This window comes from Mycobacterium sp. AT1 (assembly GCF_002043095.1).
In the GTDB taxonomy this organism is placed as follows: Bacteria; Actinomycetota; Actinomycetes; order Mycobacteriales; family Mycobacteriaceae; genus Mycobacterium.
Map to the genome: position 1 here is coordinate 11,828 of NZ_MVOC01000014.1, position 24,143 is coordinate 35,970.

Consider the following 24,143-nt stretch of genomic DNA (forward strand, 5'->3'; position numbering starts at 1 on the left):
CGGTCAGTCGGGAACGTTCAGCAGGCGTCGGGTCAGCGGCCTGAACCGCTGCGGCACCTTCCCGACGAGGCGGCCCATCAGCTCCGGGTCGATCAGCCGCGCGACCGACAGCAGCCTCAGGACGACCAGATATACGACGACGGCCGCGGGAAGCGACACCAGCAGCGACACGGCCCCACCCAGCTCCGCGCCGATGGTGTAGGCGACCGCACCCTGTGCCACGGCGGCCAGGGTGATGGCGCCCAATGCCCGGTACGGCGGGGAGATGCCCAACCGTCGTGTCACGTACCAGGTTTCGATGAGGACGACCATCACCTGAACCGCCCCCCGCGACCAGGCGGCGCCCATCAGGCCGAAGTGGGGAACCAGGAGGAAGCCGAGGGCCACCGTGCCCACCAGGCCAATCCCGTTGGACACCAGCAGGAACCCGGTCTTGCCCATGCTCTGCAGCAGGTAGAAGGTGGTGACGCCGAGGCTGCTGACCGCCGCGGCGATCAGCAGAACCGACGCCACGGGGCCCGCGTCGGTGAACTCCGCCCCGAAGAACACCGGCACCAGGACGGGGGCAATCGCCGCGAGGCCGAGGCACAGCGGCACGATCACCACCGCGAGCAGTGCGGTGATCGTGCGGTACAGCCGTTGCATGTGTTCGTGCGCGCCGAGGCCGAACTGCTCGCTGAAGCGGGGGAGCAGCGCGGACAGCAGCAGGGGTGGCAGCTGCACCGCCACTTCGGCGATGGTCGCCGCGGCCGCGAACAGGCCGACGGCGGCGATGCCGGTGTAGTGCTGGAGGAAGACGATTTCCGTCCGGCCGAACACCAGGCCGCCGATCACTGCGGTCGCCCAGCTGGGCAGGGCGAATCTGATGACCTCGCGCCGAAGGGCTTGGCCCAGGACGGGTTTGGTGCCCAGCAGCCCGAAGGCCCTGGCTGCTGGCAGCAGGTTCCCCGCGATGTAACCGGCGAGCGCGCCGGGGATGCCGAACAGCCACGCACCGAGCCCGATCACCACCAGCTTGAGCAGCGCCGAGACGCCGGAGAGGCGGGCGAGTTCGCCGAATCGCTGCTCGCCTCGCAGATAGAACAGGTAGAGGTCGGCCAGCTTCCAGCAGATGAACCACGTCACCGCCAGTGCGATCACCACGTCGTGGGACGAGGCGGAGGCTCCGTCGGTCGCGCTGCGTCCCGGCCAGAACAGGTAGGCGAACAACAGCAGCGCCCCGATGACGGCGGCGCCGACCGACCACCGGGTGGTGGCGCCAACCAGCCCGTCTGCCTCGGCATTTCGGCCCTCGGCGCGAAGGTTCGGGATGAACCGCTGCTGAACGATGCTGATGCCGAGGCCGGCCAGCATCGAGGCCAGCGTCACGCACCACACCACGTAGGCGAGCACGCCGAGCTGGTCGGGTCCGAGCAGCCGGGCCGTGATCGCGTTGCCGATGAAACCGGCGAGTGCGACGGAGGCGCCTGAGCCGAAGCCGAGGAGGGTGTTGCGGACGAAGCTGGGCGACATCAGCGGAACAGGGCCCCGAGCCGTCCCCGGCCCAGTTTCAGGATCGACTTGGTGACGCTGGCCCACGCCAACGGGCCCGGACGGCCACATCGCACGGCGGCGACGATCGAACGGGCAACGCCGCCAAGGGAGCCGGCTCCCAGAGCCGAGCCGACCGGGGAGGTCAACAGGTAGTCGCCTCGCACGCGCTTCGACTCGTCGGCGAGTTCGCGGATGCCCCAGTCGATCAGCTCCTGGCTGCGGTCCACCCCGGAGCGGGACAGTGATCCCGTCGTCCAGATGACGTCGACGAGCGGCTCGGGCACCTGGATGATCGGCAGGTCCGGGAAGGCGCGTCGGACTTCGATCAGCCACTTGGGGTCGTCGTGAATGGAGCCTGCGGCCACCGACATTGGCACCGTCCGCGTCACCGCGGCGGGAAAGACGAGGGTCGACGTCTGGACCATGTTGAAGGCGCGCTGCTCGCGGAACTCGAACAGGAAGGGCGCCACCCGTTCGTTGCGGGTGATGGGCGTGCGCGGGCCGACGATGGGCTCGTCGTCGCCGACGTGCACGTAGAACCGGGATGCGACGATCCACTGGTCACCCGGTGGCGCCGCGGCCAACTGCACCTCGAGTTTGTCGTCGCGCCACACGTCGTCGTCGTCGAGCAGCGCGATGACGTTGCCCGTAGCGGCTTGGACGCCAATGTGTTTGGCCATGCTGGCACCGACCCCGCCGGAGGTGCGCACCACGCGGATCGCCGGCGAGGGCGGCAGGTCGGGCTCGCAGTCGGCGTCCAGCACGACGACGATCTCGATCGGAGGTGAGGTCTGCCGCAAGGCCGATTCGACCGCCTCCCTCAGGCTGGCCCGGCCGATGGTCGGGATGACCACGCTGACTGCGGGGGTCACGGCGTGACCTCCTCGGCGCGGTCGCCGTGCCGGTTCAGGATCAGGATCGCAAACACCATCCCGCTGATGGGAAAGAGCTGCAGGTTCGGCAGGAGGGCCCACACGGCTTCGGTGGTCGCGACGACGAAGAATCCCATCAGGAATCCGAAGCAGGCGATCTGCTGGCTGGTGACGCGCAGCGAGCGCGCGGCGAGGATCGCGCCAAGCACGACGGGCACCAGCAGGGCGATCCCCACCAGACCGGACTTCACCAGGGTGTCGATCGCCAGGTTGTGGCCGGTGCCCACGTAGGCCCAGGCGGCGATGTTGCCCGTCGTCTGGGCGTCGGTCATGAACCAGTTGACGCCCAGCCCCAGGATCGGCGACGTTGCCCACTCGACGATGCTTGCCGCCCAGATGGCCGCTCTGTCGGTGAACGCGCTTGGGTCCCATGGCAGGAAGGGAATGACGGCCATGGCGGTGGCCCCCGTCAGGGCGCCGATGGTGCCTGCCAGCCGCACGGAGATCACGCGCCGGACCGCGCACGTCGCCCACCAGATCAGGACGACCAGGCAGGCCAGCACCGCCGTCCTCGACGCCGACAGGACGGCGGTGGAGAAGATGATCGTCGCGCACACGATCCGCCACCGGGTTCGGTCGACGAGTGGAACCAGCGCAAACGCTGCGGCGCAATACATTCCGAGGACGTTGCCGTGGCCGAACGGGCCCGCCAGTTCCCACCCCGGGACGATGGCCTTCACCGACACGACGTTGTACATCATGTAGTCGGGGATGACGAGCCCGCCGATGATCGAGTAGACGCCGATACAGCTGACGATGATCGGAAGCCACTTCAGCTCGGTGATCGACGCGCCGGTGTTCCAGAGGGCGAGGACCATGGTGTTGGCCAGCACGACCTTGATGAGGTCTGCCGGCGCAGGCACCACCGGGCTGATGAGATAGGGCACGTTCACCGCGAGCAGCAGGAGGAGCGCTCCGGCGAAGTGTCGGTTCGGGTGGCCGCGTTTGACGGCGACGACCGAACTGAGGAAGAGCAACAGGGCCGAGCCCGCCAGGCTGGCAAGGTGCGCCAGCGGAAACTTCGACGAGGCGGCTTCGTCCTCGAGTGGCGGTAGGTCGGGGACGTGCTTGACGTTGAGGTGGGTGATGATTTCTGGCACGACGGCCAGCCCGATCGCCACGATGATCAGTGCCGCCAGCGCACGCCGGTTCTGTCGAACGGTGGGCGTCGCGGATGCGAAGACCCTCGTCGGCGCCGCCAGGAACGTGCGGGCCGACGCCGGTCGACCTGGCGAAGCGTCCACTCCGAGTTCGGCTTTGGGCGCGGCGGCTACGAACGTAGTCCCGGGTTGGTGTCGAACGGATCCGTTGATGCGTCGACCCGACTACTTCTGCGGCCCACTATGGCGCCCGTGGGCCGCCGGCGGGTCGGAAGGCGCACCTGACGCAGTGGTGGGCTTGCCGTAGTAGGAATCGGCCGAGCGTCGCTTCGGCGCCGGCGTCATCGTCATCACCGAGCCGAGCAGGGGCGCCCCGGCCCGGGTGAGAGCGGTGACCGCCGGGACCAGTTGCTTGGCCGTGGTGTGGCCGAAGCGGGCGACGACGACCACCCCGTTGGCGTTGCCCGCCAGAATCGCCGCATCCTTGGCCAGTAGCGACGGAGAGTCGACGACGACGTAGTCGAACCGACCCCCCAACTCGCGCAGAAGTTCCTTGGCAGTCTGGGATCCGAGTAGTTCGGTGGGATTGGCCGGGACGGCTCCCGACGCCATCACCGAGACACGCGGAAAGCGGGTTTCCTGCAGCGCTTCGTCGACTGTCGCGGCGCCCGTCAGGACGGTGCTCAGGCCGATCTGGCCGTCGACGCCGAGGCAGGAGGCAAGCTGGGGACGTCGGAGGTCGCCGTCGACCACCACGACGTCGACGCCGGTTTCGGCGAGCGCCAACGCCAGGTTGACTGCCGTAGTCGACCTGCCCTCCCGCGGCATCGGGCTGGCGACCAGCAGGACGCGGGGCCCGTCGGCGACCTCGAGGACCTGCATGTTGACGCGCAGCTCCCGAAAGGCGTCGGCGAGCGTGGGCCGATCTGCGCCGAAGGCGATCAGCGGTCCGTCTTGCCGTTGGCCGTCCGCCGGGATGTTGCCGATTTCGCCGACGCCGGTGGCCTTTTCGAGCGACTCGGAGTTTCTGATTCTGTCGTCGAGGAGGTAGCGGACGACGGCGATGAGGAGGCCGATCAGCGCGCCGGCGACTACCGCGATCGCCACGAGTTGAAGCGTCTTGGGTGCCACCGGGCTGTCGGGGATGTTGGCGCGCTGCTGGACGACCACCCGTGCGTTGGGGCGAGCGCCGAGGTCGGGAGTCTCCAGTCCGGCCGCCATGATGACGAATTCGTCCGACAGCGTGTTGGCGATGTCGCGGGCCCTGGCGGCGGAGGTGTCGCGCACCGTGACGTCGATGAGGACCGTGTCCGTCGGCGCGGTGGCGGTGATTTCGTGTTGCAGCTCGGCGGCGGTCATGTCGAGGCCGAGCTTGTCGACGGTGCGCTGAGCGAGGATCTCGCTCGTCAGCAGCTGGGTGTAGGACAGGACACGGCGTTGGGCGAACAGACCGCCGTCGTTGGTCTGAGTGTTGGTCCCGTCCGACGTCGTCGACACGAACAGCCGTGTCGCGGCCACGTATTGCTTTGGGGCGAGTTGGGAGTAGCCGACCGCGGCCAGTACGGCGATGACGATCGTGCCGAAGATGACGACCCACCGAGTGCGCAGAATTTGTGCGAAGTCCTGAACAGTCAAGTGCGATCCTTCATCGCTGTTTCCCCCTAGAGATTGCTGCCCGCACGGCAACCGGTCGGCAATCGCGCAAGTCGTGTGCACGCTATCCCACGAGGCATGCCATTGCCGAGGTCATCGGCAATATGGGCGCCGCCATTGTCGGCGAACCGCGCATCGGGCCGACCACGCTCGTGCAGCCGCCCGCGTTGCCGAGGCGAAAGGCGCTTGGCGTCATCGGGGTTCGTCCCGCCCGGGGGCGCGGCACGAAAATGTCGAGGTGTCCGGCACGCAGTTCGCTGGCCGACGAATAACGCGCCAGTCGACGGTGTCCGCCGGTATAGTCCCAGAACCCATTGCGATTGCGTTGCTCGAAGAGCCCGAAAGTGGAATAGCGTGCACCCGGTGAATTCAGTCTTGCTAGCCATTCGACGGCGGTTCCGAGCCCAGGGTCGAGCGGTGCTGGTGGCGACTCTGCTTTTCCCGGCCCTGCTCGCCGGGTCGGTTGCCGGCCCGGCGCATGCGGCGCCCGGTGACCCGCCTCCAGCAGATGGAGCAGGGGTGACGATGGCCTGGCCCACCCTTGGGCTGGCCGACGAGGTCTTTCTCGGACCCAACAGCAGTACGAGCTTCAGTGTTCCAGTTCCGTTGGGACTCAACGCATCCCGCTTGACCGGCGTATATCACCTGCCGATGAACATCGGTGCCGGATATCTCGAGATCGACGACGGCGACGGAAAGCTGCTCGCGTCGGTCAACCTGCCGCCTGCCGGGGCCGCCGCGGCGGTCACTCCCTTCGACGTCGACCTCTCGGCGGCGCGGGTTCGGGCCTCGGCGGTCGACCTGTCGTTCACCGTCCGCCCGATCGACAGCGCCAATCAGTACTGCGGCCCCCTGCAGCAGCTGACCCTCAGCGATTTGGCGACCACGTTCACCGGGATCGAGCCGCCGGCCACGACGATCGCCAGTTTTCTGCCGCCGGTTCTCGAGCAGGTCACGATCTACACTCCCACCGACGCGGACGCCTCCGAACAGCAGTCCGTGCTGACGCTCGTCGCCACGCTGGCCCGGCTGTACAACCCGCAGCCGCTGAGGATCACGGTGGTCAGCCAACGCCGCGGCTCGACCCCTCCGCCGAGTGTGCAGTTGGCGCGCTCGATCGTCGTCGAAACGGGAGATCCCGGCCTCAGCGTCGAAAAGCCCGGTGACCCAGGCGCATACCTCCGCGTCTCGGGGCATGGAGACGAACTGACGACCCAGGTGTCCCTGCTCATCAACGAGCTTCAATCACTGGCGCAGGTGGCGTCGGTCCGGATCGACCAAGCGGGATCGGACACCGAGCCAACGGGCGACACGGTGACGTTCGGACAGCTGAAGCTGAATGGCAAGGCGGACGTGCTTCGGACCGCCAACTTCTCGATCGGCGTCGACCGCGCCACGCTGGGTGGTGGCCGCATCGACGGTGTTTCGGTGCACCTGCTGGCCGACTACACGCCCGTGCCACGTGACGACGCGGCTGCGGTGATGATTCGTTCCGGGGGAGTGGTCGTCCACCGCGCGACGCTTGACGACACCGGCGTCCTCGACGCGACGTTCGACGTGGACGCCAAGACGCTGGGCCAGGGGATCAACCTCGACTTCGCGCTGACCTACACACCGCACGAGGCGTGCGGACCGCTGATGGCGCCGATCACCTTTCAGGTCAACCCGAAGTCGACGCTGACGCTGCACCGCGGCGGCCCGCCGCTTGGCGGTTTCAGCGGGCTTCCCTCCGAGTTCAGCCCGTCCTTCCTCGTCGCCTTCGACGGCAGCAGCCCCAACCAACTCGGCTACGCGGCCCGCGTCGTCGGCGCCGTCGCGCGGCTCACCGGCAAGCAGCTGATGCCACAGGTGGTGGACGTCAAGACCGCGGCCGACGCCACCACGGGCGCGCTGATCGTCGCCAACGCCGAGGCCATGAGCAAGACGTCGCTGAACCCGCCGCTCAGCGGCAACGGCAAGGAAGTCGACGTCGCCCTGCCCACCGCGCTGCGTGCCGACGTCGGCGTGGGGCTCGGCTCGATCCAGGCCTTCGCCGACACGCCACGCAACCGGTCCGTCGTCCTGGTGACCACCACGGGGTCGTGGACGCTGGTGGACCCACTGTTCACCTACCTCGACGGGTTGGGTGGCGGGTGGTCGCAACTCAGCGGCGACGTGCTCGCCGCAGGTGCGGCGGGCACCCCCGTCAACGTCGCGGTCCGCACCGCCGAGGACGCTGCGGAATCGGCTGCGCCGGTCGACGAATCGCGCGCGCCGGTATCCAGCGGGACGACGATCGCGGTGGCCGTCGTGCTGGCGCTGGCGGTGCTTGGGGCGGTAATCCTGTGGATGCGTCGGCGACGTACCACCTAGGAGCGGAAAACCGCTTGGCGTACTTAGGCATTCGCCACGGCCAAAGTCGGATACCGTGAACTGGTGACAAGTTCGCTGAACGGGTTCGACGATTGGCTCAACCGCCAACTCGAGGAGTGCGCGAGCGCGGCCGGCGAAGACGTCCGCACCTACGTGGCGCGGGCGGTCGCGTCGCGGATGGTGACCGAACACGGGCGGGCCGACAGCCCCGGTTTGGTCGAACTCATGACGCACCTAGCTGCGTCTGGAACGTTTGCTGTGTCGACGATGCCTGACACTTCGGCGACCGTAAACGATCCGTCCCGCCTACGGGCGCTGTATGCCACCGGTCTGCTCGACAGCCCGCCGGAGGAGGCCTTCGACCGGATCACCAGGGCCGCCGCGGCCGCGTTGGACGCGCCCCATTCGGCGGTGTCGTTGATCGACGTCGACCGGCAATTCTTCAAGAGCACCGTAGGCATGGGTGGAAATTCGCCTTCGGAAAGGGAGACCCCCCTCGATCGGTCGGTGTGCCAATATGCCTTGGCAAAGGGCACACCGCTCGTGATCGAAGACGCCCGAGTTCATCCCATCTTCAAGAATCACCCGGCCGTCGTCGACGGAAGCGTGGTCGCATACCTCGGCATCCCGCTGGTCGACGATGCGAAGAACGCCATCGGCACGCTGTGCGTATTCGACGACACACCACGTCTGTGGACCACCGGACACGTGCAGATCCTGGGCGACTTCGCCAGTCTGGCCGCCGAGCGGGCCTTTGGACCTGGAATGAATCCGACCTACTGACACCCTTCGCGATTTCGCTCGATCGCATTGTCATTCCGGTGCCAGGCAAACGTGTGACATTGTCTGGTAAATGGCCTACGGGAGCGTAAATGCCCATTAGGCTCGGCCCTGGGATGCGGCGGGGGACTTGGGGTGGCAACTGAAGTGAAAGCGTTGACGCAGGTTTCCGACGCGCGCGCCACGGCGTCTCGAGTGGATCCCCCGGACGGGGTCGGCGCGCGCGTCCCCTTGAATGGGCCGCATTGGCTCGAACGGTTCCGTTCCGATCGCTGGCACGCGACGATCACCGTGACTCTCGACGTTTTGGCGGCGGTGGGGGCGGTTGCTGCGGCACATACGTGGCTGCCTTCCACGCAGGACGCCCGCTACGTGCTGGTGTACTCGTGGATCTTCGTGCCGCTGGTGTTGCTGGTGCTGGGTACGCGGTCGCTGTACACCCGCAAGCTGGACTTCAAGTTCCTCGAAGACTTCGAACCCGTGGAGACCGCCGTCGCGGTGGCGGCGCTCGGAACGTTGACACTGATAATGGTGGCCGTTCCCCCGTTCGCACCGGGAGCCGTTGTCGGAGAATACGTTCGGCCAAGTGATCTGGTCGTGCGCATCTGGGTGTGTGCGGCGATTCTGATGCCCGCGACGCGGCTTGCCAAGTCCCAGGCGTACCGCTATCTGCGAAGAAAATACCGCGTCGGCGCACCGGCGCTGATCCTCGGGTCCGGTCCCATCGCGTATCAGCTCATCCTGCGAATGCGCCAAGTTCCGGAGTACGGCTTGCACCCCGTCGGCCTGCTCGACGACTTTCGGCCACCGGAGGCGGAGTCCCTCGACCTGCCCTATCTGGGCACCACCCGCGACCTCGAAGCCGTGGCGCGCCGCCTGCACGTCGAAGACCTCATCGTGGCGCCGTCGTCGGTGTCCGACGAGCAGTTGGCCCGCGCGGCACAGGTGGCGCAAACCCTCGGCGTCCGAGTGTTCGTGGTACCCCGCCTGTTCGACGCCGTCGGGGTCGGCACGCGCGTGGAACACCTCGGTGGCATCCCGCTGCTGGTGCTCGCCCGCGTCGACCCCAAGGGCTGGCAGTTCGCACTGAAGCACGGGTTCGACCGGACGATGGCAGCCGTTGGCCTGTTGCTCATCTCGCCGCTGTTTCTCACGCTCGCACTGCTGGTGAAGACCACCTCGCCCGGCCCGGTCTTTTACCGGCAGCAGCGAATTGGCCGCGACTCCAAGGTCTTCGACTGTTTGAAGTTCCGCAGCATGCGTCCCCTCGACCCGTCGGAGGAGAGCTTCGCGCCCAAGGCAGGAGACGCGCCCGGCGGAGTGGAGGGCGTCGACCGTCGCACCCGGATCGGCAGGATCATGCGCAAGACGTCCTTGGACGAATTGCCCCAGCTGCTCAACGTGCTCAACGGCGACATGAGCCTCGTCGGACCGCGTCCGGAGCGACCGGCATTCGTCGAGTTGTTCGAGATGCAGGTGCGCCGCTACGGCGACCGGCACCGGGTCAAGGCCGGCATCACCGGCTGGGCGCAGGTGCACGGCCTTCGCGGGCAGACGTCGATCGCCGATCGAGCCGAGTTCGACAACTACTACATCGAGAACTGGTCGTTGCGGCTGGACTTCAGAATCCTGGTGCTGACCGTCTTGGCCGTGTTCCGCAGCGTGGAGGACTGACTCTCGATCGTCGGCGACGTTGCATGTCAGTGCTTTTCAGAAACGGCCGCCAACGGGCGGATGTCGCGAGATGAGGTTCACGGTGTACGACGTACCGAGTCACGTGGGCTTGATTCCGGACGGAATGCGCAGATGGTCCCGCCTCAACGGCGTCGACCTCCCCGACACGTACCTCAGGGCTGCCCACAAGGTCGTCGACGTCATGGCCACCTTGCAGCGACTCGGCGTCCAGACCGTGTCGGTGTACAACCTGAGCCGAGCCAACCTGTCGCGCCACGACGACGAGCTGGAGGCCGCGTACGCGGCCTCGATTCACTTCTTCACCACGCTGATCCCCGCTCGCTTCGACCCCGCCGTCTGCAGCGTGCGCCTGCACGGCGACCGGAGCTCACTGCCAGAGCGCTATCTCGAAGCCGCAAGCGGTGCCGAAAGTGCCATGAGTGGACGGGGTTTCACGATCAACGTCCTCGCCGCCTACGACGCCCGTGATGAGCTGCGCAACGCACACGTCAAGGCCCGGGAACTCGGGTGCGACATCAACGACGCGTTCGACATAGGCGACGTGGACCTAGTGATCAGGACGTCCCCGGAGCCTCTGCTCAGCGGGTTCCTGCCGATGCAGTGCCAATATGCACACCTGCTGTTTCTGACCACGCCGCTGATCGAGCTGAAGGTCGAGGAGATCGAACACCTCGTGGCCGACTACCGGGGATCACCCCAGCTTCGCGGGAAGTAGCACGTCGTGGTGCCAAGCCGAAGTCCGATCGTCATAGGCGCCGGCCCCGCGGGGCTCACCGCAGCGCTGCGGTTGGTGCAGAGGGGGGTCAAGCCCCGGCTTCTCGAGGCGACTGGCCACGTGGGTGGCTTGGCCCGCACGCCCCGTAGCGGCGACTGGTGTCTCGATCCCGGCGGTCATCGCTTCTTCACCAAATACGAAGAGGTGCGGGACCTTTGGAACGCGTTGCTGCCGCCGGATCAATGGCTGTCGGTGCCGCGGAGCTCGGCGATGCTGGTCGACGGCGAGTACGTCAAATACCCGCTCGTCGGCCGTGACATCGTGACCAAACTCGGAATTGGCCGGGGTTTGCGTGGGCTGAGCAGTTTCGCCGGATGGCGAATGCTGCGGAGCAGCTTGCCCAGTGAGAAGCCGGCCAATTTCGAGGAGTGGGGTACCCACGAGTTCGGTCGATATTGGTACACCATCTTCTTCGACGGCTACGTGCGCAAGACGTGGCTCGCCGATCCCGCGGAATTGGCCAGCGACTGGGCAAACCAGCGCATCAAGCCCATCGAGTGGACGTGGCGGAGCAAGCGAAAGCACCCCAGCGAGGACGTCTTTCGCTACCCACGGCGTGGCCCCGGCCAGCTATGGGACGCAGCCGCCGCGGCACTGGTCGACGCTGGCGTCACCCCGACGCTCAACGCCCGGGTGGAGCGGCTCTGGACCCACGACGGCACGTGGTACGTCGAGTTGCACGACGGTGAGGTGGTCGAGGGTGACGCGGTGTTCTCCAGCATGCCCCTGCAATCTCTCGTCGAGGCGCTGCCGGAGGCGCCTCGACGTGTTCGGGTGGCTGCCTCGACTCTGCATCACCGCGGGCTGATCACGGTCGCCGTCGCGTTGCACGACCGCCACGACATCCCGTTCAACTGGGTGTACACCCCCGGCGGAGAATTCTCGTGCGGTCGCATCCAGAACTACGGCCGATGGTCGAAGGACCTGCAGCCAGCGGGCTGGGACGGCACCTTCCTGGGATTCGAGTACTTCGTCCGTCCCGACGGTGACCTCATGTACGCCGACGAGAGTTCCCTGAGCGACCTCGTGCAAGCCGACATTCGGGCACTAGGCCTTGGCGACTCCCGCATCGACCACGTCATGGTGCTTCGTTCTCAATGTGCGTATCCGGTCTACGACCCGGTGCGCGAACGCAGCGTCGGTCGCATTCGCGACTACCTGCGCCGCCAATACCCCTCGCTTCATCCGATGGGGCGCAACGGCATGCACCGCTACGACAACCAGGATCACGCGATGTTGAGTGCCATGCAAAGCGTGGCCAAGTACTTCGGCAAGGACGTCGACCCGTGGCAGGTGAACGCCGACCGTGGATATCACGAAGCGGGCCTGCTCAAGAAATGAAAACCGGATGCCCAATTCTTAGGAATCGCTCAGCTTGGCCAAGGGCTGCGCACAGAAGACTCGGTTAGATTTCAGTTCGTGAGCCTCCCCCCGGGCTCCGAACGATCGGCCCCGCCACCCAACCCCCCCTTGGTGGCGGGGCCGAGTTCGTTTTGGTGCGGTTGGCGCCAAAGGTGTTGGCGCTCAACGGCCTAACTCAGGGGCAATTCCACGCCCGCGGTGGCGGGGTCGGCCCGCAGCAGGATGCCGGTGGGCACGGTGTCCACCGGAATGTCGTACACCAGCGGGGTCTCCTTCGTTTCTCCCGGCGCGATCTCGGCGATGGTGCCCTCGAGGAGCGCGGTCGCCTGGTCGTCGAGGGGGAACGTCTGACCCGCGGCGTTGAGTTGCTGGAACGTCGCGACGAACGTGATGGGTGCAGCGCCGGTGTTGGTGACGTTGAGGTAGACGAGGTAGTACATGCCCTGAGCGGTGCTCTGGATCGAGTCGTCGACGTTCGAGCTGACGGTGTCGCCGGTTTCGGTGCCCGCGACGGAGAAGGTGAAGTCGCCGTCGCTGCCCTGGGCGCCGGGAGGCGGCGGCGTCAGCGATTCCGGCGGCGTGGGTTCGGCTGCGGTCTCCGAGGTGGTGGTCTCGCTGGAGGTGGTCGCTGGGTCCGTCGGGGTCGTGCCCTGCGACGTCACGGTCGGCTGGTCGGTGCGCATCACCGCGAGGGTGACGACGACGGCGATGACCACCAGGATGACGGCGGTACCACCGAGGATGCCTGCCACCAGTTTCATGTTCGGCTTGTCGCCGGACGGGCCCGTAGGCGTGGAGGAGGGGTAGTAGCCGGGCGGCGGTCCGGCAGGCGGCGCGAACCGGGCCGGCTCGTAGGGAGTCGTCTCGAAGCGGGTCGTCTCGAAGGGTGGCGGGTCCGACTGCGGGGTCGGTGTTTCGGCGGGTCGCTCGTCGAAAACCGGCGTCTCGGAAGCCGATGTCTCGGACCCCGGGGCTTCGGATGACTGCTCGGACGGGTTGTACGTCTGCCCGGTCGACGGCGAATCCCACGACGGCAGTGGCGGGTTCCACGGCGTGGAGTCCGCCAAGAAACGCTCGTAGGTCGCCGGCGGGTGGGTGTCGTACGGCTGGACGGGCACCTGCTGGGCACCCTCGGGTGTCGGCTCCTGCTCGACCGGCCGGGTGGCGTACACGTTGGTCGCCTCGTCGGGGAGCGACGCCACCGACGTCACCTGCTGATCGGCGGGAGGCTGATCGTCGGCGGGAGGCTGCGCGGCGCCCGGTGCCGGGGCCCGGTGTTCGGTCCAGCTCGAGCCGTCCCAGTACCTCAGACCGCCGGCGTTCTCGGGGTCCGGATACCAGTCGGCCGGCGTAGGCGGTGTCGTCATCGCAGGGTCCCCCCGATCCTGCGCCCCGGTGGCGCTGCGCACCGAACTTAGCGCAGGCTGTGAGCCGTTGCGTTACTTCGACGCACCAAAACGGCGTCGAACGCCACCGGGGTGCCGAAATTCAGGCGCCCGGGGCGTCATCGGGGGAGAAATTCGCTACTAGGCGGGTGGCCGCGCACATCTGCGAGGTCTCCGCACCTGCCGGGGCTCAGCCGCCCATCGCCGTGCGCCATTGGTCGAGGCTGCTGGCGCGGTAGACGTAGTTGGTGTCGCGCACCTCGGACAGCGCGGCGCTCGGCTTGGCCGAATACCAGTGCCCGGGATAGACGGTCGGATCGCCGGGCAGGTGCGAGAGCGCCTGCAGGCTGCGGTACATGTCGTCGACGTTGCCGCCGGGGAAGTCGGTGCGTCCGCAACCCTCGAGGAACAGGGTGTCGCCGGCGACCAGGCGGCCGTCGAGCAGGAAGCACTGACTGCCCGGCGTGTGCCCGGGGGTGTGCAGCAGTTCGATCTCGACGGCGCCGACGGCGACCTTGTCGCCGTGGTCGTGGGGGGTCAGGTCGCAGAGCTCGATGCCGGTGACCCGCGAGACCCAGTCCGCTTCGTGGGTGTTGACGTGAACCGGGACGCTGACCCGTTCGAGCAGCTCGGCCAGGCCCTTGAGTTCGAAGCCCATCATCGACCCGCCGACGTGATCGGGGTGGTGGTGGCTGACCAGCACCCCTGACAGATGCATGCCGTCGGATTCGAGGGCGTCGAGCAGGTCGTTGGCGGCGTAGGCCGGGTCGACGACGACGCAGTCGCCCGTCTCGCGGTCACCGATCAGATAGGCGAAGTTGCGCATCTGCTGGGCAATCGCGTCGCCGGCCGCGAAGTCGGTGCCGGACAGCAGCTGCCTGAAGTAGAGGCGTTCGGCGCCGGGGGAAGTCATCGTCGCAGCCTATTTCCCCGTCCCCACCCCGATAACCGCAGGTGTAAAAACCGCACGTCAGGTGGTGTTTGAGCGCACAGCCCCAAAACCCGCATATCTGGTGCATGTTTACTACCGTCAGTCGTATGCAACTGACGCGGTTCACCGATCTGGGCCTGCGGACGATGATGCTGCTGGCCACCGGCGACACCAACGACCGGCGGGTCACCATTCGCACCGTCGCCACCGCTGCCGGGGCCTCGGAACACCACATCGCCAAGGCGGTCGCCCGGCTCGTCGACCTCGACATGGTCGCCGCCCGTCGCGGCCGGATCGGCGGGCTGAGCCTCACCGACGCCGGTCGCACGGTGTCCGTCGGCTGGCTCATCCGCCGGCTCGAAGGCGATCAAGAAGTCATCGAGTGCGACGGCGCCACGCCGTGTCCGTTGCTGGCGGGTTGCCGCCTGCGGCGCGCGCTCGCCGACGCCAAGGAGGCGTTCTACCGCGAGCTCGACCGCCACACCGTCGACGACCTCGTCAGGGACACCACGCTCTCGATCGTCCACCTCCAGCTCCACACCGCCAATGAAGGGATCACACGATGACCAGCACCACCGCCGTAGCCACCAGGGACGAGTTGTCACCCGAGCACGCCGAGATGGTGACGGCGACGCTTCCTCTGGTCGGCGCGAACATCGACGAGATCACGTCGGTCTTCTACGGTCGGCTCTTCGCCCGTCACCCCGCGCTGCTGCGCAACCTGTTCAACCGCGGCAACCAGGCCCAGGGCGCCCAGCAGCGTGCGCTCGCGGCGTCGATCGCGACGTTCGCCGCGCATCTCGTCGACCCTGCCCTGCCGCATCCGGCGGAACTGCTGTCCAGGATCGGCCACAAGCACGCGTCGCTGGGCGTGACCGCCGACCAGTACCCGATCGTCCACGAGCACCTGTTCGCCGCGATCGTGGAGGTGCTCGGCGCCGACGTCGTCACCGCCGAGGTGGCCGAGGCGTGGGACCGGGTGTACTGGATCATGGCGCAGACGCTGATCGACCTCGAAGTCGAGCTCTACGCCGAGGCCGGGGTGAGCCCGGGTGACGTGTACCGGCGGGCGCGGGTGCTGGCTCGGGTCGACGACCCGTCCGGTGCGGTTCTGGTGACGGTCGGCGCCGTCGGTGGCAATCCGCTTGCCGCGCAATACGTTTCGGTCGGGGTGACGCTGCCCGACGGGGCGCGCCAGCTGCGGCAGTACAGCATCGTCTCCGCGGGCGGCGCCGACGAGATGACCTTCGCGGTCAAGCCCGTCGAGTCCATCGGTGACGCCCCGGCCGGTGAGGTGTCCAACTGGATCCGGGACAACGTCCGCGTCGGCGACCTGCTCGACGTCACCCTGCCGTTCGGTGATCTGCCCACCCCGACGCCGGGCGCACCCCTGGTGCTCGTCTCCGCGGGGATCGGCGTCACCCCGATGATCGGCATCCTCGAGTCGCTCGCGGTCGACGCCCCCGACACCCGGGTCCAGATCCTGCACGCCGACCGCAGCGCCGAGACTCATCCGCTGCGGCAGCGGCAGCACGAGCTGGCGGCCCAACTGCCCAACGCCAGCCTCGACCGCTGGTACGAGGACGGCGCCACGGACGGCGTCGCGGGGGTCCACGCCGGTCGGCTCTCGCTGGACGCCACGGACCTGCCCGAGGCCGCGGAGGTCTACCTGTGCGGTGGCAACGGATTCGTCCGCACCGTCCGTGAGCAGCTCGAAGCCCGTGGCGTGGCCGCCGATCGCGTGCACTGCGAGCTGTTCTCACCCGACGCGTGGCGGTTGTGAAGGACCGCTCGAATTGGCCGCAATCACCTGCGGTTTGGTGACGCCTGCACCCGGGTTGTACCCTCTCTAAGTCCCACGGCACGGAATTTCTGACGGCCGCGGGCGGTTGCCCCCTTAGCTCAGTCGGTAGAGCGCTTCCATGGTAAGGAAGAGGTCAACGGTTCGATTCCGTTAGGGGGCCCGGGTGGTACCCATGGCGGTGTAGCTCAGCTGGTTAGAGCGCACGACTCATAATCGTGAGGTCGGGGGATCGAGCCCCCCCACCGCTACAAAACGACAACGCAAGTGAATGAAGAAGGACGACTGACGTGGCCTCGAGTACAGACGTACGGCCCAAGATCACCTTGGCCTGCGAGGTGTGCAAGCACCGCAACTACATCACGAAGAAGAACCGGCGCAACGATCCCGACCGCCTCGAGATCAAGAAGTTCTGCCCGAACTGTGGGACGCACCGTCCGCACAAGGAATCGCGCTAACGGACGACTCGCGGGCCTTCGGCTCGGGGTCGACCGACAAGGGAACTGATTCGTGCCGCTGTCTCCAGAAATCGTTGGTATGCACTACCGCTATCCCGATTTCTACGAGGTCGGGCGGGAGAAGGTCCGCGAGTACGCCGTCGCGGTCAAGAACGACGACGCGGCCTATCACGACGAGGCTTCCGCCTCGAATCTCGGCCACGGGTCGCTGCTCGCGCCGCTGACCTTCATCTCGGTGTTCGGTTATCAGGCGCAGACGTCCTTCTTCGCCAACGCCAACATCGGCATCACCGACGCGCAGATCGTGCAGGTCGACCAGGAACTGAAGATCCTGCTCCCCATCAAGGTGGGTGACCGTCTGTACTGCGACGTCTACCTGCACTCGTACCGGCAGGCGCACGGCACCGACATCATCGTCACCAAGAACATGATCAGCAACGACCGAGGTGAGGTCGTGCAAGAGACGTACACGACCTTGGCGGGTCGTTCAGACGAGAGCGGAGAGGGCTTTTCAGATGGCGCTACGTGAGTTCAGCTCGGTCAAGGTCGGTGACGAGCTTCCGGAGCGTGTCATTCCTCTGACGCGGATGGACCTGGTCAACTACGCCGGTGTCTCCGGTGACCTCAACCCGATCCACTGGGACGACGAGATCGCCAAGCAGGTCGGCCTCGACACCGCGATCGCCCACGGCATGTTGACCATGGGTCTCGGTGGCGGCTACATCACCTCCTGGATCGGCGACCCGGCCGCGGTGACGGAGTACAACGTGCGGTTCACCGCCGTCGTGCCCGTGCCCAACGACGGCGTCGGCGCCGAGATCGTCTTCAACGGACGCGTGAAGTCGGTGGATGCCGAGGCGAAGTCGATCGTCATCGCACTGTCGGCCACCACGGGCGGCAAGAAGATCTTCGGTCGCGCGACCGCGACCGCGAAGTTGGCGTAGAGGTGCCGCTCAAAGCCGACGTCCTGGGAATGGTTCACCACTATCCCGAGAGCTTCAAGATTGGCCGCGAACAGGTCCGCCAGTACGCCAGGGCGGTCAAGGCCGACGACCCGGCGACGTTCGACGAGGCCGCCGCCGCCGAACTCGGCCACGACGACATCATCGCGTCACTGACCTTTCCGTCGATCCTCGCGCTGCTGGTTCAGCAGGACTTCTTCCGCAAGGTCGACGTCGGCCTGAGCACCATGCAGATCGTGCAGGTCGACCAGAAGTTCGTGTTCCACAAGCCGCTCGAGGTGGGCACGACGCTGACCGCGTCGCTGGAGATCCAGTCCGTCGTCGAGCGGTTCGGCGCGGACATCGTCGTCACCCGCAGCGTCTGCGTCGACGCGCAGAACGAGGTGGTCCTCGAGGCGTTCACCACGCTGATGGGCCACGAGGGCGACAATTCGATCCAGGTCCAGTGGGACGCGGAAAGTGGTCAGGTCGTCCGCACCGCGACCACGGATTAGTAACTCGCAACAGGGCCGTTGTACACTCGGTCCTCGGGGTTCGTCCCAATCACGCGCTGTCCGTCGGTTACTGATCGACCGATCGGGGAGCGCGTAAATTGTGTAAAACCCCGAAAAAGGATGGTGCTGCCAGCAGTTCCGTCTGTGAAGGGGCGTAGCTCAACTGGCAGAGCAGCGGTCTCCAAAACCGCAGGTTGCAGGTTCAAGTCCTGTCGCCCCTGCTCCATCGAATTGAAGAGTGTGGACACTGGAAGGTGACCACCAACAGGAACCGACGAAAGGCATGCGGTGAGCGACGATCGCGACGGTGCCGACTCTCCAGTCGACGACATCGATTCTGACGTCGACTCTCCGGTCGACGCCGTGGACGCATCCGACGATGCCGCTGACGCGACGACCGGTGTAGCCGGCGCCCGCAGCCAGACCGCGGTGGCGACTCGGCCGCAGCGGCCCACCGGCAAGCGCACGCGCCGCGAGGTCACCGGCTCCGCCGCCGGTACCGCACCGGCCACCAAGTCGGATTCGGACGACACCAAGAACGGCGACGGCAAGAAGCCCAAGACTGACAAGAAGCAGTCGGGCCCGTCACGCAACCCGTTCCTCTTCGTCCTGAACTACCTCAAGCAGGTCATCGCCGAGCTCCGCAAGGTGATCTGGCCGAACCGCAAGCAGATGATCAGCTACACGACCGTGGTGCTGGTGTTCTTGGCTTTCATGGTCTCGCTGATCGGCGGAGTCGACCTGGGCCTGGCCAAACTCGTGACGCTGGTATTCGGCTGACGGACGTTGGCTCACCAGCCGTGACGAGCGAAAGATTTAGAGAGGATAGACAACCGTGACGACCTTCGATGGCGAGACGCCCTCGGGTGAGTCCGACGTGTTCGCAGAGGCCGCCGATTCGGCGACCTTGACCGACGCCGAGACTGGCCAGACCGTCGAGATCAACGAGGAACCGACGCCCGAGGCGACGGACTCCGAAGCAGTCGCGGACGAGGATGCCGAGGCCGACGCAGAGTCCGACGCCTCCGCGTCCGACGCCCCCGCCGAGGAGACCCCGGCTGAGGACGAAGAAGACGTCGACCCCGCCGTGGCCTTGAAGAAGGACCTTCGGTCCAAGCCCGGCAACTGGTACGTCATCCACTCCTACGCGGGCTACGAGAACAAGGTGAAGGCCAACCTCGAGACGCGTGTTCAGAACCTCGACGTCGGCGACTACATCTTCCAGGTGGAAGTGCCGACCGAAGAGGTCACCGAGATCAAGAACGGCCAGCGCAAGCAGGTCAACCGCAAGGTGCTGCCGGGCTACATCCTGGTGCGGATGGATCTCACCGACGAGTCCTGGAGCGCGGTCCGCAACACCCCCGGCGTCACCGGCTTCGTGGGTGCGACGTCCAAGCCGTCTGCACTGACCCTCGACGACGTCGTCAAGTTCCTGCTTCCGCAGGGCGCGGCGAAGAAGCCGGCCAAGTCCACCTCCGGCGGCGCCGCGGCGGCCGCCGAATCCGGTGGTCTCGAGCGGCCGACCATCCTGGTCGACTTCGAGGTCGGCGAGTCGGTCACCGTCATGGACGGCCCGTTCGCCACGTTGCCCGCGTCGATCAGCGAGGTCAACGCCGAGCAGCAGAAGCTCAAGGTGCTGGTGTCGATCTTCGGTCGCGAGACGCCCGTCGAGCTGGCCTTCACCCAGGTCTCCAAGATCTAAGAACAACGAGAACAGGAAAGAACACGTCATGGCCCCGAAGAAGAAGAAGGTCACTGGGCTGATCAAGCTGCAGGTCCAGGCAGGTGCGGCCAACCCCGCCCCGCCGATCGGTCCTGCGCTCGGTCAGCACGGCGTCAACATCATGGAGTTCTGCAAGGCGTACAACGCCGCGACGGAATCCCAGCGTGGCAACGTCATCCCCGTGGAGATCACGGTCTATGAAGACCGCAGCTTCACGTTCGTGCTGAAGACCCCGCCCGCCGCCAAGCTGCTGCTGAAGGCTGCTGGCGTGCAGAAGGGCTCCGGCGAGCCGCACAAGACCAAGGTCGCCAAGGTGACCTGGGATCAGATCCGCGAGATCGCGGAGCAGAAGAAGGAAGACCTCAACGCCAACGACATCGACGCCGCGGCGAAGATCATCGCAGGCACCGCCCGCTCGATGGGAATCACGGTCTCCTAGTTAGACGTTGTAACCAGCTAGAACGTGGGAGGGCCCGCTTCGGCCCGCGCACCACGACCCAACGCACATGATTGGAATCAAATGAGCAAGGACAGCAAGGCATACCGCGAAGCGGCCGAGAAGATCGACCGCGACAACCTGTACACGCCGCTCCAGGCCACCAAGTTGGCCAAGGAGACGTCGTCGAAGAAGCAGGACGCCACCGTCGAGGTCGCAATCCGCCTCGGTGTCGACCCCCGCAAGGCCGACCAGATGGTGCGTGGCACCGTCAACCTGCCGCACGGCACGGGTAAGACCGCCCGCGTCATCGTCTTCGCCGTCGGCGAGAAGGCCGAAGCCGCCGTGGCCGCCGGCGCCGACGAGGTTGGCAGCGACGACCTGATCGAGAAGATCCAGGGCGGGTTCCTGGACTTCGACGCCGCGATCGCGACGCCGGACCAGATGGCCAAGGTCGGCAAGATCGCCCGCGTGCTGGGCCCGCGTGGCTTGATGCCCAACCCGAAGACCGGCACCGTCACCCCCGACGTGGCGAAGGCCGTCAACGAGATCAAGGGCGGCAAGATCAACTTCCGCGTCGACAAGCAGGCCAACCTGCACTTCGTGATCGGCAAGGCGTCGTTCGACGAGACGAAGCTCGCCGAGAACTACGGTGCCGCGATCGACGAGATCATGCGTGCCAAGCCGTCGTCGTCGAAGGGCCGTTACCTGAAGAAGGTCACCGTCTCGACCACGACCGGCCCCGGCATCCAGGTCGACCCGTCGATCACGCGCGGTTTCGCTGAGGCGTAACAACTTTCGTAAGCGAGCTCCTCGGTACCTTCGGGTGCCGGGGAGTTTTGCGTTAGCGGGTCGGCACCATCACGGTGGCCAGGAGTGCCCGGTGGTCGGTGCCAGGCAGCTCGACGGTGGCGGTGGACACGGCGGTGGCGTTCCTGGTGAGGACGTGGTCGATGCCGAGTACCGGGGGAAAGGGCTTGTTCGCGGGGTAGGTGAAGTTGCGGCCGGACCCCGCCTGCCGCGCGGCGTCGGCGTAGCCGTCGGTCAGCAGCGCGCGGAACGGCAGCATGTCGAACGTCGAGTTGAAGTCGCCGCCGACGATCACGGTGCCGTTGGCGGCGTCGGCCGCCACGTCGTCGAGGGTGCCGGGCAACTTCTTGATGTCCTTCTGCCAGCCGATGATTGGGCGCGGCCACGGTGCGTCGAGGTGGACGGCGAGCAGCGAAACGTCTTGGGAGACCCGGGGAATGCGCACCTGGGCGCTGACCATCGCCCGCGCGTAGCCCGCGATGCGGGTGGAGTCCTTGATCGGATACCGGCTGTAGATGCCGACCCCCGCCGACACCGGGCGCGCGTCGAGAGCCTGGTACGGGAAGGTCTTCCCGATACCGGCGGCGGACAGTCCGCGGGCGGCTTGCGGGGTGAGCTCTTGAACCATCAGGACGTCGGCGTCTTCTGCGGCGACTCGGGCGATGGCGCCGGGGTCGGCTTCGCCGTAGAGCATGTTGACCGTCATCGTCCTGACGGCCACGGAGGAGGGGTTGGGGGTGGTGCTGAGGAACCACGGCACCTGCAGCGCCAGCAACACGGCGGTGAGCAGGGCCGCGACGACGACGAGGAGCCGTCGTCGTGCCCACACCCCCAGGGCGACGGCGACCGGCGCGCCGAGCATCAGGTAGGGCACGGTGATGACGACGTACAGCACGCCATGGGTGGGGATCGGGGTGAAGCTGACGACGAGGGCCGCCGCAGCCGCGAGGAGAAGGGCGACACCGACGCAGGGGGCGACGACTCGGCGTGCGGTACTCAGGCTTCCCCCTCGGATGGCGCCATGCCGTACCTACAGCGACGCGATGTAGCCACCAGTATCCCTGCGTCGGAGCGCACGGCATTGCAGACTCGTACCGTGACCGTGTCCCCGAGATGGATCGCCGCCGTCTTCGGCGTAATGTGCGCCGCCATGACCAACGTTGCGTCGGCGTCCGCCGAGCCGCCCCCGGTGTCGCCGCAGGCGCAGGCGGCGGGCCTGGTCGACGTGCGGTCGGTGGTGCCGGACGCGAGGATCGACCTGCGGTATGCGACGGCCGACAACTTCGTGGGCGTGCAGCTGTACCCGGCCGACGCGCGGTGTCTGGTGCACGAGTCGATGGCCGACGGTTTGGCCACGGCGGCGAATCAGCTTCGCGCGCAAGGCAAGCAGCTGGTCTTCTGGGACTGTTACCGCCCGCACGAGGTGCAGGTGCGGATGTTCCAGGAGGTCCCGAACCCCAATTGGGTTGCGCGACCGAGTGATTACGCCCGCAGCCACGAGGCGGGCCGCTCGGTGGACGTGACCGTGGCCGACGGGCACTACGGGTGGCTGCTCGACATGGGCACCGGGTTCGACGACTTCACCCCGAAGAGCCTGGCCTACGCCACCGACGGGGTCACCGCCGAGCAGCAGGCCAACCGCGCGCTGCTGCGCACGGCTATGCAGGCCGGCGGGCTGACCCCGTATGCGGGGGAGTGGTGGCACTTCGACGGACCGGGCGCGAAGGATCCGCGACCGATTCTGGACGTGCCGGTGAACTGAGCTGAGGCGTCCTCAGCAGGCGATCTGCTCGCCGCTGCCCAGGCAGGGGTGCGACAGATTTGCGAACGGAAAGTCGCAGGTCGGGCAGGCGCCGTCAGTGCGGATGGGTGGCGATTCTGGCTTGTGGCCGGTGTGAATCCAGGCGACCCACGCGTGTTCAACGTCCCCTGGGAACCGGGAAACCCTTGAGTTCTCGGACGGGGTCTCCGTTTGCCACAGATTTGCCGCGACATCGCCCGCAAGGACGGTGGGGCAAGCCTTGCGACAACACCGTGGTGCTCGGTCAGACTTTTAGAAATTCGCGGTGCACAAACCGTCGTGTTTCGGACAGAATTTAGCGCAATTCTCATTGGTTGCCTGCTCGGGTAGCGAACACCACTTGGCAGTCTTGATGTCGTGTAGCGCAACCTTCCCCTCGGGGCTGGCAGCAGAGTTTCCGGGCGATCCGCCGGCGATCGCGTCGTCGCAGTACAGATTCATCAGGATGGCGGATGTTCGCGAGCCGTCGATCTCTCGCTTGGCCTTTTGCCATGAGGTAACCGTGCACTTGTCGGTCGCGAGCCGACCGCCGAAGACGGTCGATATGACGGGGGTAGCCCCCCATTTCGACACGGTCGAAGTGGCTTCCTGGTATGTCTTTCCGACTAGTGGGTCGGTGTTGGCGCCGGAAAGTCCGCCACCAGCGGACAGCATGGCAATGGCGGTACCGATAACGGCAACGATACGAACGATGGTGCGCATGCAAACCCCCATGGTCTCGACGCCCGCTTGTTCCCCCGGCTGATGAGCGTCACGGACAGGATAGCTATGGGGTGTCCCGAATACCAGGCAAGTGGCAATATCGCTTCGCGTCGGCCGCACGCTCATATGCGTTCATTTTCCGTAAGTTCGGAGCGTGCGGGGAATGGCTTCGGGACAACAGGATACGAATTCTTGAGGGCGGGTGAATCGCGTAGCGCTGAAATTGCGGCCCAGCCATCAGCACTCGCACGGTGTCCAAACCGACTTTGCACGAGCGTTAGTCGGGGGTGCTATCCGAATCGCGATTGACGTAGGTCAAGGATCGGCTTCAAGCATTCGGCAATCTGTGCGGCCACCGTAGCGAAGGACTCGGCACTCTCCCCGACGGGGTCACCGCCGAGCAGCAGGCCAACCGCGCGCTGCTGTGCACGGCGATGGAGGCCGGCGGGCTGACCCCG

Annotated in this window: 24 protein-coding genes and 3 tRNA genes; 19 read left to right on the forward strand and 8 right to left on the reverse strand. The window is 66.6% G+C overall.

Annotated features, from left to right (window positions below; translation table 11 throughout):
• Positions 1 to 3: 3 nt before the first annotated feature.
• The 4 genes from B1790_RS07685 to B1790_RS07700 form a co-directional block, all read right to left on the reverse strand.
• On the reverse strand, positions 4 to 1,512 hold the full coding sequence (locus B1790_RS07685) for a lipopolysaccharide biosynthesis protein (RefSeq protein WP_158083788.1): 1,509 nt from the start codon (positions 1,510 to 1,512) through the stop codon (positions 4 to 6).
• A complete protein-coding gene (locus B1790_RS07690) occupies positions 1,512 to 2,405 on the reverse strand; it encodes a glycosyltransferase family 2 protein (protein WP_158083789.1) in 894 nt (297 codons plus the stop codon). The genes B1790_RS07685 and B1790_RS07690 overlap by 1 nt, the downstream gene beginning before the upstream one ends.
• Positions 2,402 to 3,709, reverse strand: a complete 1,308-nt coding sequence (locus B1790_RS07695) for an O-antigen ligase (protein ID WP_079922633.1) — start codon at positions 3,707 to 3,709, stop codon at positions 2,402 to 2,404. The genes B1790_RS07690 and B1790_RS07695 overlap by 4 nt, the downstream gene beginning before the upstream one ends.
• An 81-nt stretch (positions 3,710 to 3,790) precedes the next feature.
• A complete protein-coding gene (locus B1790_RS07700; RefSeq protein ID WP_079922634.1) occupies positions 3,791 to 5,200 on the reverse strand; it encodes a polysaccharide biosynthesis tyrosine autokinase in 1,410 nt (469 codons plus the stop codon).
• A gap of 441 nt (positions 5,201 to 5,641) precedes the next feature.
• Between B1790_RS07700 and B1790_RS07705 the strand changes: the two genes are divergently transcribed.
• The 5 genes from B1790_RS07705 (at position 5,642) to B1790_RS07725 (ending at position 12,161) form a co-directional block, all read left to right on the forward strand.
• Positions 5,642 to 7,570 carry a hypothetical protein gene (locus B1790_RS07705; RefSeq protein WP_233164995.1) on the forward strand — a complete coding sequence of 643 codons (1,929 nt, stop codon included), beginning with the start codon at positions 5,642 to 5,644 and terminating at the stop codon, positions 7,568 to 7,570.
• A gap of 63 nt (positions 7,571 to 7,633) precedes the next feature.
• Positions 7,634 to 8,353: a GAF domain-containing protein gene (locus tag B1790_RS07710; RefSeq protein ID WP_233164996.1), complete on the forward strand. Its 720-nt coding sequence runs from the start codon at positions 7,634 to 7,636 to the stop codon at positions 8,351 to 8,353.
• A gap of 192 nt (positions 8,354 to 8,545) precedes the next feature.
• The gene (locus B1790_RS07715) at positions 8,546 to 10,024 is read left to right on the forward strand and encodes an exopolysaccharide biosynthesis polyprenyl glycosylphosphotransferase (RefSeq protein WP_369832305.1); all 1,479 of its coding nucleotides are present in this window, start codon (positions 8,546 to 8,548) and stop codon (positions 10,022 to 10,024) included.
• A 70-nt stretch (positions 10,025 to 10,094) separates the two neighbouring features.
• A complete protein-coding gene (locus tag B1790_RS07720) occupies positions 10,095 to 10,760 on the forward strand; it encodes an undecaprenyl diphosphate synthase family protein (RefSeq protein WP_198951944.1) in 666 nt (221 codons plus the stop codon).
• A 6-nt stretch (positions 10,761 to 10,766) separates the two neighbouring features.
• Positions 10,767 to 12,161: an FAD-dependent oxidoreductase gene (locus tag B1790_RS07725; protein WP_079922636.1), complete on the forward strand. Its 1,395-nt coding sequence runs from the start codon at positions 10,767 to 10,769 to the stop codon at positions 12,159 to 12,161.
• Between the two features lie 191 nt (positions 12,162 to 12,352).
• Here the strand turns inward: B1790_RS07725 and B1790_RS35220 are convergent, their stop codons facing one another.
• Together B1790_RS35220 and B1790_RS07735 are read right to left on the reverse strand one after the other, a co-directional pair.
• Positions 12,353 to 13,549: a DUF4352 domain-containing protein gene (locus B1790_RS35220; protein WP_142271126.1), complete on the reverse strand. Its 1,197-nt coding sequence runs from the start codon at positions 13,547 to 13,549 to the stop codon at positions 12,353 to 12,355.
• A gap of 208 nt (positions 13,550 to 13,757) precedes the next feature.
• Positions 13,758 to 14,480: an MBL fold metallo-hydrolase gene (locus tag B1790_RS07735; RefSeq protein ID WP_079922638.1), complete on the reverse strand. Its 723-nt coding sequence runs from the start codon at positions 14,478 to 14,480 to the stop codon at positions 13,758 to 13,760.
• A 125-nt stretch (positions 14,481 to 14,605) separates the two neighbouring features.
• Here B1790_RS07735 and B1790_RS07740 point away from each other — a divergent pair, with 125 nt between their 5' ends.
• The 13 genes from B1790_RS07740 (at position 14,606) to rplA (ending at position 21,164) form a co-directional block, all read left to right on the forward strand.
• Positions 14,606 to 15,064 (forward strand): Rrf2 family transcriptional regulator, encoded by a 459-nt coding sequence (locus B1790_RS07740; protein WP_079922639.1) that lies wholly within the window; start codon positions 14,606 to 14,608, stop codon positions 15,062 to 15,064.
• The gene (locus tag B1790_RS07745) at positions 15,061 to 16,281 is read left to right on the forward strand and encodes a globin domain-containing protein (RefSeq protein WP_079922640.1); all 1,221 of its coding nucleotides are present in this window, start codon (positions 15,061 to 15,063) and stop codon (positions 16,279 to 16,281) included. Before B1790_RS07740 ends, B1790_RS07745 begins: the two co-directional genes overlap by 4 nt.
• 108 nt (positions 16,282 to 16,389) lie before the next feature.
• Positions 16,390 to 16,462: transfer RNA gene (locus B1790_RS07750), tRNA-Thr, on the forward strand.
• Between the two features lie 14 nt (positions 16,463 to 16,476).
• A tRNA-Met gene (locus tag B1790_RS07755) sits at positions 16,477 to 16,550 on the forward strand.
• Positions 16,551 to 16,589: 39 nt separating this feature from the next.
• A complete protein-coding gene (gene rpmG, locus B1790_RS07760; RefSeq protein ID WP_056550495.1) occupies positions 16,590 to 16,757 on the forward strand; it encodes a 50S ribosomal protein L33 in 168 nt (55 codons plus the stop codon).
• Between the two features lie 52 nt (positions 16,758 to 16,809).
• Positions 16,810 to 17,286, forward strand: a complete 477-nt coding sequence (gene hadA, locus B1790_RS07765; RefSeq protein WP_079922641.1) for a (3R)-hydroxyacyl-ACP dehydratase subunit HadA — start codon at positions 16,810 to 16,812, stop codon at positions 17,284 to 17,286.
• Entirely contained in the window at positions 17,273 to 17,701 is a 429-nt protein-coding gene (gene hadB / locus B1790_RS07770) for a (3R)-hydroxyacyl-ACP dehydratase subunit HadB (protein ID WP_079922642.1), read from the forward strand. Before hadA ends, hadB begins: the two co-directional genes overlap by 14 nt.
• A gap of 2 nt (positions 17,702 to 17,703) precedes the next feature.
• On the forward strand, positions 17,704 to 18,213 hold the full coding sequence (hadC, locus tag B1790_RS07775) for a (3R)-hydroxyacyl-ACP dehydratase subunit HadC (protein WP_079922643.1): 510 nt from the start codon (positions 17,704 to 17,706) through the stop codon (positions 18,211 to 18,213).
• A gap of 148 nt (positions 18,214 to 18,361) precedes the next feature.
• Positions 18,362 to 18,434: transfer RNA gene (locus B1790_RS07780), tRNA-Trp, on the forward strand.
• Between the two features lie 67 nt (positions 18,435 to 18,501).
• Positions 18,502 to 18,993, forward strand: a complete 492-nt coding sequence (gene secE / locus B1790_RS07785) for a preprotein translocase subunit SecE (protein WP_079922644.1) — start codon at positions 18,502 to 18,504, stop codon at positions 18,991 to 18,993.
• A 55-nt stretch (positions 18,994 to 19,048) separates the two neighbouring features.
• Positions 19,049 to 19,915 carry a transcription termination/antitermination protein NusG gene (gene nusG, locus B1790_RS07790; protein ID WP_079922645.1) on the forward strand — a complete coding sequence of 289 codons (867 nt, stop codon included), beginning with the start codon at positions 19,049 to 19,051 and terminating at the stop codon, positions 19,913 to 19,915.
• Between the two features lie 28 nt (positions 19,916 to 19,943).
• Positions 19,944 to 20,375 carry a 50S ribosomal protein L11 gene (rplK, locus tag B1790_RS07795; RefSeq protein ID WP_056550480.1) on the forward strand — a complete coding sequence of 144 codons (432 nt, stop codon included), beginning with the start codon at positions 19,944 to 19,946 and terminating at the stop codon, positions 20,373 to 20,375.
• Between the two features lie 81 nt (positions 20,376 to 20,456).
• Complete coding sequence (gene rplA / locus B1790_RS07800; protein WP_079922646.1) at positions 20,457 to 21,164, forward strand: 50S ribosomal protein L1; 708 nt, start codon at positions 20,457 to 20,459, stop codon at positions 21,162 to 21,164.
• Positions 21,165 to 21,216: 52 nt separating this feature from the next.
• Here rplA and B1790_RS07805 read toward each other — a convergent pair whose 3' ends face one another.
• Positions 21,217 to 22,077: an endonuclease/exonuclease/phosphatase family protein gene (locus B1790_RS07805; protein ID WP_233164998.1), complete on the reverse strand. Its 861-nt coding sequence runs from the start codon at positions 22,075 to 22,077 to the stop codon at positions 21,217 to 21,219.
• Positions 22,078 to 22,332: 255 nt separating this feature from the next.
• On the opposite strand from B1790_RS07805, the gene B1790_RS07810 reads away from it, so the two are divergent.
• A complete protein-coding gene (locus tag B1790_RS07810; RefSeq protein WP_233164999.1) occupies positions 22,333 to 22,944 on the forward strand; it encodes a M15 family metallopeptidase in 612 nt (203 codons plus the stop codon).
• 291 nt (positions 22,945 to 23,235) lie between these two features.
• On the opposite strand, the gene B1790_RS07815 is transcribed toward B1790_RS07810, so the two are convergent.
• A complete protein-coding gene (locus tag B1790_RS07815) occupies positions 23,236 to 23,685 on the reverse strand; it encodes a hypothetical protein (RefSeq protein ID WP_142271127.1) in 450 nt (149 codons plus the stop codon).
• Positions 23,686 to 24,143: the final 458 nt, after the last annotated feature.